Annotated in this window: 16 protein-coding genes and 1 tRNA gene; 8 read left to right on the forward strand and 9 right to left on the reverse strand. The window is 26.6% G+C overall.

The window, feature by feature from the left end; genetic code table 4:
• Positions 1-118 precede the first annotated feature (118 nt).
• The 3 genes from ACWXVU_RS02840 (at position 119) to ACWXVU_RS02850 (ending at position 3750) form a co-directional block, all read left to right on the forward strand.
• Complete coding sequence (locus ACWXVU_RS02840; protein ID WP_456012153.1) at positions 119-754, forward strand: hypothetical protein; 636 nt, start codon at positions 119-121, stop codon at positions 752-754.
• Positions 755-1861: 1107 nt separating this feature from the next.
• Positions 1862-3187, forward strand: a complete 1326-nt coding sequence (gene ffh / locus ACWXVU_RS02845; RefSeq protein ID WP_438340855.1) for a signal recognition particle protein — start codon at positions 1862-1864, stop codon at positions 3185-3187.
• Positions 3188-3603: 416 nt separating this feature from the next.
• On the forward strand, positions 3604-3750 hold the full coding sequence (locus ACWXVU_RS02850) for a hypothetical protein (RefSeq protein ID WP_456012158.1): 147 nt from the start codon (positions 3604-3606) through the stop codon (positions 3748-3750).
• Between the two features lie 151 nt (positions 3751-3901).
• On the opposite strand, the gene ACWXVU_RS02855 is transcribed toward ACWXVU_RS02850, so the two are convergent.
• The 9 genes from ACWXVU_RS02855 to ACWXVU_RS02895 all read right to left on the reverse strand — a co-directional run bounded on the left by ACWXVU_RS02855 (position 3902) and on the right by ACWXVU_RS02895 (position 10398).
• Entirely contained in the window at positions 3902-6046 is a 2145-nt protein-coding gene (locus ACWXVU_RS02855; protein ID WP_456012154.1) for an SGNH/GDSL hydrolase family protein, read from the reverse strand.
• A 1-nt stretch (position 6047) separates the two neighbouring features.
• Positions 6048-6890 (reverse strand): ribosome biogenesis GTPase YlqF, encoded by an 843-nt coding sequence (gene ylqF, locus ACWXVU_RS02860; RefSeq protein ID WP_444705141.1) that lies wholly within the window; start codon positions 6888-6890, stop codon positions 6048-6050.
• 12 nt (positions 6891-6902) lie between these two features.
• Positions 6903-7430, reverse strand: coding sequence for a tRNA (cytidine(34)-2'-O)-methyltransferase (locus tag ACWXVU_RS02865; RefSeq protein WP_455994072.1), 528 nt, complete (start codon positions 7428-7430; stop codon positions 6903-6905).
• A gap of 161 nt (positions 7431-7591) precedes the next feature.
• On the reverse strand, positions 7592-8029 hold the full coding sequence (gene msrB, locus ACWXVU_RS02870) for a peptide-methionine (R)-S-oxide reductase MsrB (protein WP_438340850.1): 438 nt from the start codon (positions 8027-8029) through the stop codon (positions 7592-7594).
• Between the two features lie 238 nt (positions 8030-8267).
• Entirely contained in the window at positions 8268-8534 is a 267-nt protein-coding gene (rpsO, locus tag ACWXVU_RS02875; RefSeq protein ID WP_438340849.1) for a 30S ribosomal protein S15, read from the reverse strand.
• A 140-nt stretch (positions 8535-8674) separates the two neighbouring features.
• A tRNA-Ile gene (locus ACWXVU_RS02880) sits at positions 8675-8751 on the reverse strand.
• A gap of 43 nt (positions 8752-8794) precedes the next feature.
• The gene (gene rpsI / locus ACWXVU_RS02885; RefSeq protein ID WP_438340848.1) at positions 8795-9193 is read right to left on the reverse strand and encodes a 30S ribosomal protein S9; all 399 of its coding nucleotides are present in this window, start codon (positions 9191-9193) and stop codon (positions 8795-8797) included.
• On the reverse strand, positions 9193-9627 hold the full coding sequence (rplM, locus tag ACWXVU_RS02890; RefSeq protein WP_438340847.1) for a 50S ribosomal protein L13: 435 nt from the start codon (positions 9625-9627) through the stop codon (positions 9193-9195). Before rplM ends, rpsI begins: the two co-directional genes overlap by 1 nt.
• A gap of 108 nt (positions 9628-9735) precedes the next feature.
• Positions 9736-10398 (reverse strand): 16S rRNA (uracil(1498)-N(3))-methyltransferase, encoded by a 663-nt coding sequence (locus ACWXVU_RS02895; RefSeq protein ID WP_455994959.1) that lies wholly within the window; start codon positions 10396-10398, stop codon positions 9736-9738.
• 368 nt (positions 10399-10766) lie between these two features.
• Between ACWXVU_RS02895 and ACWXVU_RS02900 the strand changes: the two genes are divergently transcribed.
• From ACWXVU_RS02900 to ACWXVU_RS02920, 5 genes are all read left to right on the forward strand, one after another.
• Positions 10767-11345 (forward strand): hypothetical protein, encoded by a 579-nt coding sequence (locus ACWXVU_RS02900; RefSeq protein WP_438340845.1) that lies wholly within the window; start codon positions 10767-10769, stop codon positions 11343-11345.
• Positions 11346-12016: 671 nt separating this feature from the next.
• Complete coding sequence (locus tag ACWXVU_RS02905; protein WP_456012155.1) at positions 12017-13390, forward strand: glycine--tRNA ligase; 1374 nt, start codon at positions 12017-12019, stop codon at positions 13388-13390.
• A gap of 15 nt (positions 13391-13405) precedes the next feature.
• Positions 13406-15340 (forward strand): DNA primase, encoded by a 1935-nt coding sequence (dnaG, locus tag ACWXVU_RS02910; protein ID WP_456012156.1) that lies wholly within the window; start codon positions 13406-13408, stop codon positions 15338-15340.
• Complete coding sequence (locus ACWXVU_RS02915) at positions 15330-16871, forward strand: RNA polymerase sigma factor (RefSeq protein ID WP_438340842.1); 1542 nt, start codon at positions 15330-15332, stop codon at positions 16869-16871. Before dnaG ends, ACWXVU_RS02915 begins: the two co-directional genes overlap by 11 nt.
• Positions 16872-16884: 13 nt before the next feature.
• Entirely contained in the window at positions 16885-17730 is an 846-nt protein-coding gene (locus tag ACWXVU_RS02920) for a deoxyribonuclease IV (protein WP_438340841.1), read from the forward strand.
• The last annotated feature ends 1386 nt before the right edge of the window (positions 17731-19116 follow it).

A 19116-nucleotide genomic window follows, 5' to 3' on the forward strand; every position in this document is an offset into this window, starting at 1 on the left:
ATAACTTTTATTTATAAAAACAGAATTTTTTGATATTTTGTTGATAAATTTCACAAAAAAAAAAAAAAAAAACTATGGTGTAATTTAGTAAATTGATAAACATTTTAAGGGGAAATTTATGAAAAAATCTAACAAAATTTTATTAACATTAGCAAGCATTTCAATACCTTTTATAACAGCTGCAACTGTTATTTCTTGCAGCTCAAATAATGATAATAAACCTAGTGATCCTAAAATAGATGATCAAAAGAAACCAGAAGATCCTAAAAAGAATGAAGAAGGCAAAGAACAAGAAAAGAAACCAGAAATTAATGGCAAAACTGAACCTGAAAATAAGGATCCAAAAGATGATGGCAAGAATAATGATTCAAAAAAAGAAAATAATAAAAATAATGAACATTTAGGAAAAACCCTTCCTGACGGCAAAACAGAAGATGAGGATGGCGAGGATACCCTTACATCTCCAGCCCTACCTAAACCAGGGCCAACACCAGAAGAAGATGATTTGATAAATAATCTTGATGAAGAAGAGGTTAAAGAAATTGAAAAAAATGAAGTCCTTGTATTTCAAGGTCTATTTAAAAAGAGTTTTGAAGACCTTCAAAAGCTAGTTTTAGAAGAAGATTTAAAAAAATTAATTACTAATCTTCCAGATCAAATTAAACAAAACATTCCTAAATTTGATGACAAAATTAAATTAGGCGAATTAAAATTAGCTCCCGAAAGTAAAGAATCTAAGGAAAAAAATAGTTAAGAAGGAATAATAGCTATTTTTACCAAAAACTAGATGACTTAAAAGTACCAAAACTTTAAGTTTGCATTCTATTTAAGCTACCCATATCACGATGGTAACTATCAACTTTAAAAAAATAAGAATATGGCTTGCTTTAAGGAAACTTCTAAAGAGAAATTAGAAATATTTAATTCTTTTAACTTTGCAAGGAATATTTTAAAACAATTAAATTTATATCGGTTTTATTTAAATTTGCCGGCGGTTCTTAAATTTTTATAATAACGAGTTTGCGTTTGTTAAAAAATATATAAAAATCTAGATGCATTTGTGTCTAGATTTTTTGCTCTTAAAGAGTTAAAAAAAAGAAATAAGAAGAGAGAAATAGTTAAATATTTACGTTTCAGACCATAAAAAATGTGCAAAATAGATAAAACCCATTAGGAATTTCTTTTTAAATTGCAAAGAAAATAACAAGCGGTCTAATTATTGACAAATCATAGAAGACATTTTAGCAAAGCATAATTCAGTAGTAATAAAAAGCGTGCTACTAAAGAAAAGCATCTTTAAGATGCTATTATGAAAATGAAAGATAGATACTTCAATAACTTCGTTTGATATAATGAGAAAATGGTTTAATAAAAGCAAAAAATAAAACCATAAAATGGTTATTCAATAAAAATTTAAAATTTGAATATCTTAATTTTTACTAAGCATTATTTTAATAAAATCGCTTATTATGAATTTGCTACACTTATGAAATACGAAATAATTAATTGGTGCGCTTTTTGCTTGTATGAGAGCAACGTGTGATTAATTATTATTTGACATAAATTAGGTGGATTACCAATGAAGTTATTGGGCAATGATAGATTGTGGCAAAATACAAATTTGAATAGTTACATTCAATTGCCCATTCAGTTTTTTGTGGCACAGTTTAAATTTTTAAAAACTTTTGATTTTATAAGGATATATAACAGCTGAAATGTTTTTTGTTATTTTCAAAATTAAATTTAGATGTAATAGATAAAAAATAAAATATTATTGTAATTTAACTCGATAGTATAAGTAAAAATCTCGTATTAGTATTTTTATTTTGTCTATATCAACTTATTATAATATAATAAATACATGCTAGATTTTATACAAAAAAGAATACAAAAATCAATTGATAAAATTAATAAAAAATTGTCAATTAATGAAGAAGATATTTTAGAAATTTTAAGAGAAGTTAAGTTAGCTTTATTAGAAGCTGATGTTAATTTAGAAGTTGTTAAATCATTTATAAAACAAGTAAAAGAGAAGGCATTAAATAGCCAAATTATAGGTAAATTAAATCAGCAGCAAACTGTCTTAAAGATTTTTAAGGATGAATTAACCAAAATACTAGGTAGTAATTCTATTGAAATTAAACCAAAGGCAATACCAACAAAAATTATGATGGTAGGACTACAAGGTTCAGGTAAAACTACAACATCCGCTAAATTATCATTTTATCTCCGAAAAAAAGGGATATTCAAAAAACCACTATTAGTTGGTGATGATATATATCGCCCCGCTGCTAGAGATCAACTAGAACAGCTTGCAAAGCAAACTCAAACCGACTTTTTTACAAAGAAAGAAAATGATGCCTTATTAATTGCAAAGCAAGCAATTGAAGTAGCTGAACAATATAAAAATGACCTAGTTATTGTTGATACTGCAGGACGTTTGGCAATTGATGAAGAGTTAATGAATGAATTAGAACAAATTAAAAAAAATATTAAACCAGATTACATATTTTTAGTTATTGATTCAATGAGCGGTCAAGATGTTATTAATACAGCGAAGGCTTTTCATGAAAAATTAAATTTAAATGGAACCATAATAACTAAATTAGATTCAGATGCAAGAGGTGGTGCAGCGCTATCAATAACGCATCTTCTTCAAATTCCTATTGCCTTTATTGGGATTAGTGAAAAGATAGCTGGCCTAGAATTATTTTATCCAGATAGAATGGCAGATAGAATTTTGGGAATGGGTGATGTTCTTTCGCTTATTGAAAAAGCATCAGAAGAAGTTGATGAAAAAATGATGAAAAAAATAGGTTATAAAATGATCAGCGGAAAGTTTGATCTTAATGATCTAATGAATTCTCTTGCGCAAATTAAAAAACTCGGTAAGATGAAGGCAATTCTTAAATTAATTCCCGGAATGGCTGATAGAGTAAGCGATGAAAAAATAGAGGAAGCTGAAAACAAGTTTAAAATTTATACATATCTAATTAATTCAATGACTGAACAAGAAAAAAAGATGCCTAAATTATTAAAGAATTCGTCTCGAAAAGAAAGGATTCTTAAAGGCTCGGGTAGAAGTGCTCGTGAGTATAACATGTTATTAAATGATTTTGAGAGAATGTCTAAACAAATGAAGGAATTGGGTAATAATCCACAGATCAAAAATGGTATTTTAGGATAAAAAAGATGGGCATATTAAAACATGGACAAAAATCCAGATACAAATGTGCTCAGATTTTTTTGTATATGTTTATAAATGCATAAATTATTAGTAAACAATTTAGTTACGAATGCTTAACCTACTGCATTGGCAAAATTTAAAAAACTAAAAATAAAATGTAAAAGCCGGTTAGGCTTTTAATCCTGTCAAAAATGATGGCAAAATATTACCTCGTTTAAAAGATTTTAATATTAAGAAGTGCTTTGAAGCAGGTGTTAATTTGGCTACTGTGAGTTCTTATTTAGTTAAGATTTTTTTTAAAAAGAAACAGTTGATATGTTACTAAATTAATTGATGAATGGAGCAATTAAATAAAAAAATAACAAAAGACAATAAGAAAAAAACTTTATAGTGCAATTTGAAGAGTTGCTGAAGATTTAAGAGGAAGCGTTGATGTTTGTGACTTTAAGCAATACATTTTAGTTACATTGTTTTATAGATACACATCTGAGAACATTACCAAATATTTTAATGATAATTGATGAAAAAGGTTTGATAAAGAAACCTTTTTCATCTTTTTATAAATATCTTAAGAAGCAGCAAAGATGATGAAAATCTTAATGAAATATTAACTACAGTTTTTGATGAAATAAAAGCTTCGACAATTGGTCATGACCCTGAGGAAGACTTTAAAGATTTACTTAAAATTATCTATGTTTTCTCATACCCCTTATCTTATATTTTATTTTTATTAACAATTTTCTTTATTATAAATAGATTTCTTAATAGTTTAATTGAGCTTACTAAGAAGATGTTTAAAGAAAATAAATTAGACAGTTTAAAAGTTTTTTTGCTATTAGTTTTTGAGTGTAGAATAAGTTTATATAAGGAAAGATTTCTAATATTATCAAGAAATTTCAAGAACACATTGTTTAAATATTTAGGGCTATTTTTACATATATTTAAAATATTGTTAATTGCATTTTTTAACACTTTATAATCTTTTGCATCAAGCTCTACGCGAAGTGAGCTTTTAATTGCATCAATAAAAAAGTTAGCAGTATGGTCTATATTCTCTTCATTTGTAATTTCTACTAACATTTTGTCGAATATAAACAATAAATTATATTTATTTTTTATAATAAAATGTTTTCATAATTCATCAAAATTTCTTAATTTAACATAAACATCAGAATAATTAATAAGAGATTCAACGAAAAAATCAGTAAATTCTGAAAACGAATTTAGGCTAGATAAATATTCTTTTACCTTATTAAATTTTTGATTATTTTTGATGTTAAATAAATATGTTAAAAAGCTAGTATTTAAGGAATCTTTTATTAAGGAATGGATTATATCTTTGAATTCTTTTTTTGAATCATTTATTAAACCGGAATTAAAAAGATATTTTAAAACATCATAAACCATATTTTGTTCATTTTTGAAAAAGTTGTTTAATTCTTGTTTTATTAGTTTGTAGTTAATAATTTTTTTTGATAATGCCTTTTTTTGCAAAATACATTCAATAATGTAAACTATGTCATCAACCTTATGATCCTTTAAGAGTATTAGAATAGCTTCTTTTGATCTTCGTTCATTTGTTAAAAAATTAAGAATTTTAGCAATGCTCTCATATTGTTCTGGAGCATAAATAAATTTCTGACTAATAATTTTTTTGATCATTTCGCTTATTGGCAACTTGCTATATCTTATGAATATTGAACAAAAATCAGTTATACGATTTCTATTATGTAAAAGATTGTTAAAATATCTTTGTGATTTATTTTGTCTGAAGAGAATTTCATTTTTATTTTTTCCATAAATCATTTTAAATAAACTTAAATTTTCACTACATTGTGATATTGGATTATATGAATAGATGTTGTCTTCTCAATATTTGGTGTCGGAAATATATTCATTAGTAAAACTATGATTATTAAGATCATTTTTAAGCATTTTGAAATTTAGAAAAAGCTTAACATAAATATCCATTGCTATTTTTTTATATCCACGTTCAGTTGGATAAATTGAAAAAATATTTTCAAATAAATATTTTTTATTTTCTTCCCAATATTTTGTGTCGTTTATATTAATAAAATCAATTCGGCATTTTTTAGCAGATTCCGCAATTGTTTTATTTAGATTAATTTGTAGGTAATCAAAAATTTCAAATTGGTCGCTTAATTGAGTGTTTAAAAAAGATGAAATAGTATTTCTTAAATTCAATAATAATGGTGAGTAGCTAGTAATTATTATTTTTGCTTTGTTATTAATTTTTCTGATGGTGGAAATTAGACTTATTATTTTATTTTCGATAACAATGCTTAAATTTTCAATATCTTTTTTGATTACGGAAATTTGTCTATCTCTAGCTTCACCATTTAATTTAGTCAAAAGAAGTATTTTTTGAAATGGTAAATTGGAAAAAAAATCATTAAAGCCAATAGTTAAAGTAATTAAATTGGCTTCCGCAATTTTCTCATTGATATATTGAAAATCATTATTTCTAATATTTCAATCCTTCAAAAATGGTGAAAAAAAGTTATTAAATGGATTATTTGAGGATCAATCTATTGACTGGATTAAGTCTAATTTGCTCCCCATTTTTTTAAGGACCTTTTTATTGTTGCTATAAAATGCTTCCAAAAATTCACATGAGGCATTGCATATAGCAAAATTGTAAAAACTTTCAACTTGTAAGCTAGACGTATCATTTAGAAAATTTGCTAACATCGATGGGAAACATAAACCTTTGATTTCACCATTTTTATCCATATAACCATTAGTCGGAAAACCAATCTTTGAATTATAACCTGCTGAAAATGCGTCGCCTAGGGCAACATATTTTATGATAATGGGTTTTTTTGTATTTTCATCCATTCTATTTTCCGCCTTCATATGCATCAAAAATAACATTATTTAAATTTTTGAAATGATTAATTAACATATTGATGCCTTTTTTAATGTCATAAACACCGTTTTTCAGTAATAAATTGTTTTGCATTGCATATTTAGAAATATTTGCAAAAATATCCTCTAAATCAAAAGTAGGATTTAAATTAATTTCTTTTAGTTTCTCAGGATAATATTTAGACATTAATTGATAAAGAGAAACAATTAATTCGTTTTGATCAATGGCCTCTTGTCTAATTGATCCAACAATGGCTAATTTTGCTCCAATTTCATTATTTTCGATTTTAGGCATCAATAAACCAGGAGTATCTAACAAAAGATAATTTTTGCAATTAATTCATTGTTCCGATCTCGTAATACCAGGTATCGACCCGACCTTAGTTGCTCTCGATTTTGACATCATATTAATAAATGTTGATTTACCGACATTTGGCACACCTAAAACAACACATTTAAGGCTTGGAGTAAGTTTTTGCTTTTGATCATTTTTGGCCTTAAATTTTAGGAACTCTTTATTTAGAGCAATATTAATTTTTGCATATGTATTTTGTGCTTTTAGGTTGGTAACAACTACTTGACCACGTTTTTTATAATCTTCAAGAAAAGGTTTGAGTTTTTCAAGATTAGTTTTATCCGCCTTATTAAAAACAAATAAAACTGGTTTGTTATTAATTATTTTGAAAATTTCATCATTAAAAGAACTTCGAGGTAATCTAGCATCCATTACAATAATAAATAAATCAAATAATTTTTGTTTTTCTTGCAATAGTCTAAATTGTTTGGCCATATGGCCAGGAAATCAATGGATCATATTATTTCCTTTCTATTCTTTTTTTAATATAAAATCCTTGCCTTTTTGGACTTCATAAATTGATAGATCATTAAAGTTTGTTTGTCGTAAAATTTCATATAAAACAATAGCTACTGAATTAGCTAAATTTAAACTGCGACAATTAGGATTCATAGGAATTCTTAAACAATTATCGATGTTAGTTTGCATAATTGTCTTTGGTATCCCTGTACTCTCTGTGCCAAACATAACTCATATTTCGCCTTCTTTCTGTGCCAGTTCATCATATTTAATATCGATATAATTTTTTAAACCATAACGTGTTATGTAAAAAATATTTTTGCTAGGATATTTTTTAATAAAATCATCATATGATTGATGAACCTCATGTTGAATTTCACTAAGAAAGTGCCCGGCTGCTTTTCTTTTTAATCAATGAGGGTGTAAGTCAAAAGCTATTGGTTTTATAATATGAAGCTTGGCTTTAGCAGCGAAACATGTACGGATTATGTTTGCTGTATTAGCATTTATTTCAGGTTGATATAGAATAATATTAATCATAGTAAAAATTTTACTATATATAGCAAAAATTAGCAAATATAAAACTCACTAAACAAATATTTAATCCAATCTTTATGATATGTTGGTAAATAAAAAAAGTTTGGTTTAGAAATAAACAAACTTTTTATAAATCTATAAATATAAACTACGATATTAAAAAACTATTTAAATAATTTTTTATATTGACCATATCCTTTTTCATCAAGTTCTTCATAAGGGATAAAACTAAGAGATGCGGAATTAATACAATATCTTAATCCACCTTTATCTCTTGGGCCATCACTGAAGACATGACCTAGATGTGAATCGGCGTTTTTTGATTTTACTTCTGTTCTAATCATTCCATGCGAAGTATCTGTCAATTCAACCAATAGACTATTATCTATCGGCTTAGAAAATGCTGGTCAACCGCAACCAGAATTAAATTTATCATCTGATATAAATAATGCTGTACCATCAACAATATCAACATAGATGCCTTTTTCATAATGGTTATTATATTTATTCATATAAGGTCTCTCAGTAAATGCTTTTTGTGTTACATTATACTCAAGTTCACTTAGTTGTGCTAAACGTTTTTCTTTTTCTTGGGGATTCATAAACCCTCCTTATATTTTATAATTTTATATTGAGTAAGTATATAAAGATTTTATATGATTTTATGCATAATTTAAATTATTTTAGAATTTGTAAATTAGGAATTTTCTAACTTAATATGAGTTTGATGAACCTAATATTAAATATGCTCATATTAATATTTTTAAAAAAACACCACAAATACATAGATCTGTGGTGTTTTAGCACTATTTTTTTACTTAAAAAGTAACATAGAAAAATTTATTTTCTAATATTTAGTGATTTAATGGTTGATTGGTATAATGTATAATCTTCGTTTTTTAAGTGATTTAGCAATGCTTTACGGTGATTAACTTTTCTCATAAATCCACGCATTGAGTGCAAATCTTTTTTATTAATAGCAAAGTGTTTTTTTAATGATTCAATATCTTCAGTTAATATTGCTATTTGTACAGGCAAGTAACCTGTGTCTTTTTCATTTCTTCCAAATTGCTTTACCAATTCGCTTTTTCTAATTTTAGAAACCATCTTTTTCCTTTCATAACCTAGCAATAATCTTAATTACTACCAAGGAATAAATAACGAATACCTCAATATAGGGCATTCGCTTTTATTATATCATAAAAAAATAAAAACACGACTAGCGTGTTATGGTCAATTTCTTGAAATGGTGCGAACAAATGGACTTGAACCATCGACCTCACGATTATCAGTCGTGTGCTCTAACCAACTGAGCTATGCTCGCATAAAAACATGGGATAAACCCATATAAGTATATCACAAAAAAATTAACGTTTTGAAAATTGTCTTGCTCTTCTTGCTTTTCTCAATCCAAATTTCTTACGTTCCTTAACACGAGCGTCTCTTGTTAAGAATCCAGCATCTTTTAATTTGTTACGATATTCATTATTTGATGCTTCTAATAATGCTCTTGCAATACCTAATCTAATGGCTCCTGCTTGACCGGTTAAACCACCACCATTTACATTGGCAAAAACATCAAATTGATTTGTTGTTTCGGTAACACCAAATGGACTTAAGGCATCCATTAATAAAATTTCTGAATTTAAATATTGTTTCGCTTCTTTTCCATTAATTACAAAATTGCCTTTTCCAGGAATTAAGTAAACTCTAGCAATGGAAGATTTACGACGTCCTAGGCCATAGTATCTAATTTTGTCTGCCATTATTTAACCTCTATTTGTGTTGGTTGTTGTGATACTTGCTTATGTTCTGCATTTGCATAAACATAAAGATTTTTAAATTGTTTGCGGCCTAATTTTGTATGAGGCAACATACCTCTAACTGCTTTTTCAACTAGAGCAATTGGTTTTTTAGCTCTTAAATCTGCAGCAGTAATTTGTTTTAAACCACCAGGATATCCAGTGTGGTGATAGTAAATTTTCTTTTCATCTTTTTTAGCTGTTAAAAGAACATCTTTTGCATTAATAACAACTACATTGTCGCCCATGTCAACATTTGGAGTAAATGTTGGTTTATTTTTTCCACGAAGGATTGAAGCAACAAGAGTTGAAAGTCTACCTAAAGGTACGTTGGCTGCATCGATGATGTATCATTTTTTATCAACTATTTCTTTTCTAATAATTGTTGTTTGACGCATACTTTCTCTTTCATGTTTTAAATATATTTAAAAATTGATGATCATTATTTATATACATAACTTAATATAAATAAATTTCACTAAACTATTATAGCAAAAAAAAATTCATTAGTTCATTTTTGCAATCATATATATTAATGCTGTTTCTGCTCGCAAAATTGTCTTGGTTAATGAAACGATTTCGACATTTTCTTTTTTTGCCAATTCTATTTCATTTAATGAAAATCCACCTTCTGGCCCGACAATTAGAAGAGTATCTCCTTTTCGTTTGGTTATCCTTTTATCTTTTTCATTTTCATAAGCTAAAATTTTGTTTTTAACATTTAGTTTAATAATCTCATCATAGGTCATAACTCTTTCAAATATTGGCATTGTATTTCGAAAAGATTGTTGTGATGCTTCAAGGATTATTTTTTTAAATCTCTTTATTTTGCTTTCTATTTGCATATTAGTTTTATCTGTGTATTCTGAAATAAAAGGAATAATTTTTGTTACTCCTAATTCAACGCTTTTTTGTAAAGCAATTTCAAAATTATTTTGTTTTATAAGTGGGATTGCTACTATTAGATCATCTTCTAATTCATTATCTATATTTAACTTTTTCTTAATTATGGCCTTATTAGGAAACTCAAAATAACATAAGTAAAACTCATTATTAAAGTTTATTAAAAAATCTTGATTTTTAATCCGGATTACTTTTAAATGTTTTTGTGTATCTTCATCTAAAGAGAAATAATTTTCACTTTTAGAACTGCTAAAAAATTTATACATAATTATTAAATTATAAAATTTTTTATAAATATCTAATGCTTAATCCTTAAATCATAAATAAAAGTTTTAGAGATAGAAAGATAATAAGTTTTATTTTTTTAATAAACACTTAATAAACAATAGTAATATAAGCACTTATTTTCTAAAAAAACATGTAATTAAATAATTAATCAAATTGTGGCCTTTTATAATGATCCAAATTATAAATGCAACATTAAAAATAAAAAAATATAACGGAAATTCGGAATATTTAACATAAATTAAATAACTGTATTTATATTTTTATTGTTATTTTTGTAAAAAAAATGAAAAAATCTAACTTTTTTATATTAAACTAATAGCAAATAAAAAACAATAAAGGAGAATATATGATTAAAAATAAATTCCTAAAAGCATCACTATTTTTGTTGCCGATATTACCCACTGCAACATTAGTTGCATGTGCACCAACAAATAACAGCGAACATACAGTTCCAGACGCTGGCCCCAAAATTAACGAAAATAAAAAAACAAATCAAACATTAGATTTTACTAATTTTGGTGTTAAAAAATTTAATGGTCAAGTAAAAACCAGAACATTATTATTTGCGGCGGCAACAAGTGAAAATTTTCTAGATAAGGATGGTGTATTTTCATTCAGATTACACCACCGGCCAGTGGAAGGTGTTAAAGGCGAATGATTAGCCTTTGCCACAGAAGTTAAAGGAAGAAATGATAATACATTAGTGGATCCTTTGAATATAAAAATTGCATCGACGCAAGCCGATGAAGGAGCTGGTGTTGAATATCCTTTAAGATTTAAATTTGATAAGCCAGAAAACAAGTTAGGTACAGGAAAGTATTACACATTTGTTTTTTGAAAAAAAGATGGAACTGAAAGAATTGTTTTCAATCAAACACATATTGATAATAACAACGACATTTTTCCATCATTTTTACCAAACTAATAAATTAAGAAAAAAATTATAAAGAGCAATCAACATTATGGATTAGGATTACTTAAAAAATAGGAATATTTTTTTGTTCTTACTTGCCCATTATGTTGTGCTCATTTTATTATTATTACTTTTGATAAAAAACTTAAAATAAAAAGCCGAATGCTTTACATTTATGGATAAAAAATATGCCAATTTGCACACGGTGGCTAAGCAAAAAATCCCTTTATATCTTTTATTGCTTTTTATTGCTTGCGGGGTCTTTTTTGATTTTTTGATTATTATGCTACGATGCTAGAAATTAAATTAATAATAATTTTGCAATATTTACATATTTTTTCATAAGGAACATTGTCTATATGTTTTTGCTTTTATACAAATTTTATTTATTTAGGAATCAAAGCATTTTATAAATTTGGTATAACAAGTTTTATAAGCATTTTAGGAAATATTTTTTTAAAAAAACAGTCTATATTAAAAGAAAAGTTAATAATATTGTCATTTATAAAAATATAAGTTATATCAATAGCGAAATATTAGAATGAATAAAAGAAGAAATAAGCAAATCCAAAAAATAGCTGTGTCCAAAATTTAAATGCCAACTTAACTTAATTTATTATGTTTTATGATACAATTTTTATATTAATTTTATATAAATATATAAAAAATGTAATGAGGTTACAATGCCAAATAATACTAAAAAAAATATTCATGATGTTATCGCTCATTTAAAAAATATGGGTTTTGTTTATCAAAATTCAGAAATATACGGTGGTGTTGTGAATACATGAGATTATGGTCCGTTAGCAACTACTATGATGACTCAAATCAAAAATATATGAATTAATGAATTTATAAGAAAAGAAAAAAATTATCAAATTGATTCTAAAATTATTATGAATAAGAATGTTTGAAAAGCTAGTGGTCATATTGATAATTTTTCTGATTTTCTAATTGAAAATAAAGTTAATAATAAAAGATACCGTGCTGACCATATTATTAAAGATCTATTTCCTGAAATTAATGTCGAAAAATGTACATTTGACGAATTAGAAAAAATCATTAAAAAAAATGTTAAAAAATATGATGGCGTAAGTGCAGAATGAGGAGAAATTAGACCATTTAATTTGATGTTTAAGACGCAAATGGGAGCAATTGATAACAGTTCTTCTGAAACCTTTTTAAGACCTGAAACCGCACAAGGTATATTTGTGAATTTTAAGAACTTGACTAGAACATCAAGAGCTAAATTGCCTTTTGGAATTGGCCAAATAGGTAAAAGTTTTCGCAATGAAATAACCCCCCGTGACTTTATTTTTAGAACAAGAGAATTTGAGCAAATGGAATTAGAATTTTTTTGCGAAGAAAAAGATAGCAATAATTTTTATCAGTATTGAATTGAAAAATGTAAAAAATTCGTTTTATTATTAGGTCTTAAGGAAGAAAATATACGTATAAGACCACATGAAGCAGAAGAATTAAGTCACTATTCAAAAGGAACAAGCGATATTGAATACTTATTTCCTTTTGGATGAGGCGAGTTATTAGGAATTGCTAATCGCGGCAATTATGATTTAAGTCAACATATGAAATTTTCTGGTGAATCTCTTGAATACTTAAAAGACGATGGGACCAAAATAATTCCGTATGTTATTGAACCTTCAATTGGATTGGACAGATTGCTTTTTGCATTGATTATCGATGCTTATACAGTCGAAAAAATTGATGATAAAGAAGAAAGAGTGATTTTAAAATTAAGTAAAAAAATTTCACCCTATCAAGTTGCTATATTACCTTTAATGAAAAAGCAGTCATTGGAAGCCAAGGAAATTTATAACAATTTATTGGAAAATACTAATATTAGAATAGCGTATGATGAAGCTGGTTCTATTGGTAGAAGATACCGTCGACAAGACGCAATTGGAACACCATTTTGTATAACTGTTGATTTTGATACAACCAAAAATAATACTGTAACTATTAGGAATAGAGACACAATGAAGCAAGATGTAATACCAATTAGTGAAATTACAAGTTATTTATTAGAAAACAGATAATAAAAGGAATTAATTTTGCAGGAAAGTGTTTGAGAATATGTAATTTCTAAAAGTGATATTGTTAATATTATTGGGCAATATCTGACTTTAATGAAGCAAGGGAAGAATTATAAGGCTTGTTGTCCTTTTCATGGCGAAAAAACGCCATCTTTTGTTGTTAGCCCAGAGCAAGGAATATTTAAATGTTTTGGATGCGGAAAAGGCGGAGATGTAATTAAATTTATTCAATACAAGGAAAATTTAACATCCTTTGAGGCACTAAAATTTTTAGTCAATAAACAAAACCTAGATATTTCCAAATTCGGCAATTTTATGAATAATTCCGCTATCACAACTGAACATTCTAAAATTCTTGAAGTCAATAAGGTAGCACTTAATTTTTTTAGATATCAAATTACTTTTGAAAAAAGCGCCGAATTAATAAAGTATCTACACAAAAGAAACCTAAATGATAATTTAATTAAAGAATTTCAAATTGGTTTTTCATCAAAAAACAAGTCAATTTATGAAACTCTTATCGAACATAAATTTGATTCGTTTGAAATATCCAATTCATCATTATTATCTTCTATTGAAAATAAAAATTTTTTTAATGATCGTCTAATGTTTCCAATATGCGATGAATTAGGCAATATTATTGCTTTTTCAGGTAGAGACATCACTGGATTACAAAACCCTAAATATTTAAATAGTTCTGAGACTATTGTTTTTCGAAAAAATGAAGTAATTTTTAATTATTTTCATGCAAAAGATGAAATAAATAATAAAAGAGAAGTTTACTTAGTAGAGGGGCAATTTGATTGCATAGCCATGTTTAAAGCTGGATTCAAAAATGCCGTAGCAATTATGGGTACTTCATTATCACCAGCCCATCTAAAACTATTAAATAATAAAACTATTACATTATTTTTTGATAATGACAGTGCGGGGCAAAATGCAACACTAAAGAATTTAAGGATGATATTGTACTATTCGAAAAAATACAATTTAAATGCTAAATTTGTTATAAATACATTAAATAAAGATGCAGATGAACTTTATAATCTAGATAATGGTTTAACTTTAAAAAAAATGTGTGAAAACAAGGTTGATATTGTCGAATATTTATTAATACTGGCCAAGCAAAATATTTTAAACAATAAACAATCATTTGAGAGAAACGAAATATTTAAGCAGATATTTGAATATGTTTATTATATTGATAATTCATTAGTTTTAATGCTCAAAGAAAGATTTATTAATGAAAACATTTTAACTGCCGATTTATTTGAAAACTACTATAAAAATTCTAATCCTCTTTTCTTATCAGATCCATTATTTAAAAATAAAATTAATGAAAAAAAACATAGCACAAATCACCCAAGTATTTATACAAATGAAAATTATGATAATAACTTTTTTATCAAAAATGATATTGCAAGTCTTCAACCAGAAGTTTCGAAGCAAGCAAATTCGCCAAGTATTAATAAAAAAAATAAAAAATTCATTAAAGCTAGAACAATATTAAAACAAGAAATAAGTAGGCATTATATGCTATTAAAGGAAATTTTGTTGCTAGTATTAAATCAACCTTTTATTGCCAAACAATGAAAAAATGATGGATTTCATGATCTTAATTTAGATGATGATTCACAAAAGATATTAAGAAAATTAATTAGTTATATTATCAAAAAGAACAAGGAAGGTTTAGAACTAAGTCAATCCAATCTTGTTTCGGTAATTGAATCCGACCTTAATAAAGCAAAAATATCAAATAACATTGATTTAATAAATGAATATAAATCATATCTAGAACAGGCAATTCAGATAAAAAATTTAACTCTCACAAGTGATGATTTGAAAAAAGATATCAAAAATCTATATGATCGTGTAGATGAGTTTGTTGAGAATCGAAAGAAACCAAAAAAGCAGATTTTAATGTATACCAAAGGAGCACAGGATGACAAGTAATAATTTAGAAAAATCAATAGATTATGTTATTTCAGTAATTGAAAATGAGGTAGTTAAAAGGAAAAATAAAGATAAAAAATTTAAAACCCTATCTCAAGAGGAAGTTTTTGATATTCTTTATAAGAAAAAACTTTATGTTGATGATGAAGAAGCAGATTTATTATTGCTTAAATTGTTTGAAAAAAATCTTATTTCTAATAGTGTTGATGAAGGCGATAACGATGATGTTGAAAATTTTGTTCAAGATGCAGAATTTAACGAAAGTATGTTAAAAGATATTGATGACGAGGATGCTGAAAACGAAGATATTGACTATGACTTTGAATATGATGATAGCACCTTGGTACCAAATGATAGCATCAATTCTGCTGTAGAAGAAGATCAAACCTTTAGTGAAGATGATGAATATATTTCAAGCAAAATTAGTGAAACGTATGATGAAGAAGATGAAGAATATGACTATGATCTTAACGAATATGATGATTATAGTGAAGTTAATTGAAAAAGCAGAAGATCTAATGATGAATTTGATGCATCAAAACTATTAAAAAACTATGATAGTGAAGAAATAAAAATTGGTTCAGCTAGAAAAAATTCTGAGAATAGTAATTTGTCAAACAGATTAACTGAAACAAATGATATTGTTAAGTGATATATGAGATGAATAGGCAAGTATGGTAAGCTTTTAACACCAAAGGAAGAATTAGAAACAGCTGAAAAAATGGCTAAGGCTAGAGAGAATGGTGACAAATGAGCATATAAAAAAGCACGCGATTTGTTAATTAAAAGAAATTTAAGACTAGTTATCAATAATGCTAAAAAATATAAGAATAGAGGTTTGAGCTTTATTGATTTAATTTCAGAGGGTAATTCTGGAATCATGAAAGCAGCTGATAAATATTTACATACTAAGGGATATAAATTTTCTACATATGCCACTTGATGAATTAGACAAGCAATTACTAGAGCCGTTGCTGACCAAGCGAGAACTGTAAGGGTCCCTGTACATATGGTTGAAACAATCAATAAAGTCTTGAAGATTGAGAGAGAATTACAACAAGAACAAGGTTATCCTCCTACAGATGAAGAAATTGCCAAGAAGTTTGGTGAACCCGAATTCACTGCTGATAAGGTAAGATATATAAGAAAAATAAACATTGACCCTATTTCGCTTGATAAAAATATTGGAAAGGAAGAAAATTCAAGCTTTTCAGACTTTGTTAAGGATGAAAGCGTAATTAGTCCAACTAATTTTACAAGTCAAGAAGAATTGAGTGTCATTTTGAATGAAATGATTAATTCGTTAACAGATGAATCTGATCGATTATTAATAAGAAAAAGATATGGAATTTCTGACCCAAACGGAGAATCATATCGTCCTCATTCCTTAGATGAACTTGCTAAAGAACTAGGGGTAAGTAAAGAAAAAGTTCGTCAAATTGAAACGAAGGTTTTGCGTAAATTAAGACATCCGCAAAAACGTAAGCAATTAAAAGAGTTCTATGCTAATGAAAGTTATAATTTAGATTAAATCGAGGTGAAAAATGATTAAGTTGGGCAGTCATGTCTCGTTTTCAAAACCGGACTATCTATTAGGCGCTGCACGTGAATCACATCATAATAATGCTAACTGCATGATGATTTATCTCGGGCCAAATCAATCCCCTTATCGCGTTGAAGAAAAATACTACAAGTATGATGAGTACAATAAATTTTATGCAGATAAAATTAAATCCGATGATATTATTGTTCATGCACCCTATATCATTAATCCTTCAAACCCGCTAAAAAATAAGTTTGCGATTGATTTTTTAATCTCTGAAATTAAAAGAATGAATTTTATAGGGGCTAAAATAATTGTTTTGCATCCTGGTGCACATACTACTTTTAGCAAAGAAGAAGCTAAAAGTAGCTTAATTTATTCATTAAAAACAGTTTTAGCAAAAACTAATGATGTAACAATCGCCTTAGAAACTATGGCTGGCAATGGAAGTAATTATTGTAATAATTTTGAAATATTAAAAGAAATAATTGAGAAAATTAAATCTGATAGAGTTGCCATATGCCTTGACACATGTCATATATGGGATTCTGGATATGATATTAGGGATTATGATAATTTTAAAAAATATTTAAAAGACAACGATTTTCTAAAGTATATAAAAATTATTCACTTAAATGATTCAAAAAATCCGCTAGGTTCTAAGAAGGACCGCCATGATAATATTGGAAAGGGGTATATTGGTTTAGAAACTTTAAAAAAATTTGTTTATGATCCCGATTTTGATAATATACCCATTATTTTAGAAACACCATACATTGGCGACTTAGCGCCTTATAAAGAGGAAATTGCTTTATTATTAGATAACACAGAGCCTAGTTTATTTTAAAATATCTTTAAGATCGCTTTTTGTAATTTGTCTATTATCTTTGACTAAATCTAAATTTTTTCTATCCTATTTTAAACACCTAATTTCAAATTTTCTTCATAGTTTTTTGCTAAAAAAACAATAATTACAACATTTTTAGAAATATAGTATTTGAGTCGCTTCTTAAAAACAACATATTCTATAACTATGCGCCTAAAACTTGGCGCATAGTTTTTGTTAAACTCAATTTTATCTAAAGTATTGATAATTATCTCATTTCTCTTTTTGTGAGCATACATATTTTAATATTTTCTAATGTAAACCTTCGGACAAACTATTTGAAAGAGAAAATTTAAGATCTATTGTTATAAAATTTAGTTTTCATATCTTCGCTTAATGTACAATATCTATCTCTATGACAATAGCAATTAACAATTGTTTATCTTACCTTTTTAATATATCTAAAAATTTGTCTCAATCAAATCTTACAGAGGAGGAGATATTTTTTTATTAGGAAAACTAGAAAAATGAAGTATCTCATCTAATAACATTAGTATTGAACCTCTAAATTCTTTATTATCAATAAATAAAGTAACATCTGTTCTTTGAAATGCGACAAATTTATTTATAGCTAGTTTTTAGTTACTTAACAACAAAGTTGCATTATTATATTTCGTGGTTTTGACTAATAAAGATTAAAATATATTTATCAAATTTACCCCCTTTTTTATCTAAAGATATTTTCTAAACGCTTAAAAGCCGAATGTTCTTCTTCAATCATAATAGATTTAAAATCATTTGATCTATGCGCCCTTATAATTTTTTTGAATATAATCAAAACCAACCTCTTTTGTATTGCTTAGTCCAATGAAAACACCTTTAGAATTTAATTTATACTTCGCCATTATAGCAATGCGCCTCGCTTATTTCTTCTAATTTTTATCTTAAAAGAATTTCATTGAGATAAATATTAATTAAATTAGTAACATCAGGGCTAAAACCATTTGCATTCTAATTAGTAGATAGAATTTCTGCCTATTCTTATTTCTTAGCATGTATCAATTTCTTGCTAACAAAATCATCATTTACGCGCTGAATGGTTTTTTTTACTTTTTGTATTTAAAAAAAACTATTTATGTTTTTAATTTATTTTATTGTTCTGTAATACCAATTTTTATTTAATTCTGCTAGCTTCCATATTTACTCATTCATACCCTATGTGTTATTTACAAACACCATTGATCATTAATTGATTTGATGAGAATTATCAAAAAAAAAAAAAAAAATGTAAAATACTTACATCAAAATAGTATTTAAAGGAGAAAAATGAAAAAAAGCAAATTACTTTTTATAGGATTTTTACCTGCTTTAGCAACACCAGTTATAGCTCTATCATGTGCAAATCCT

Source organism: Mycoplasma sp. 2575 (assembly GCF_053851635.1).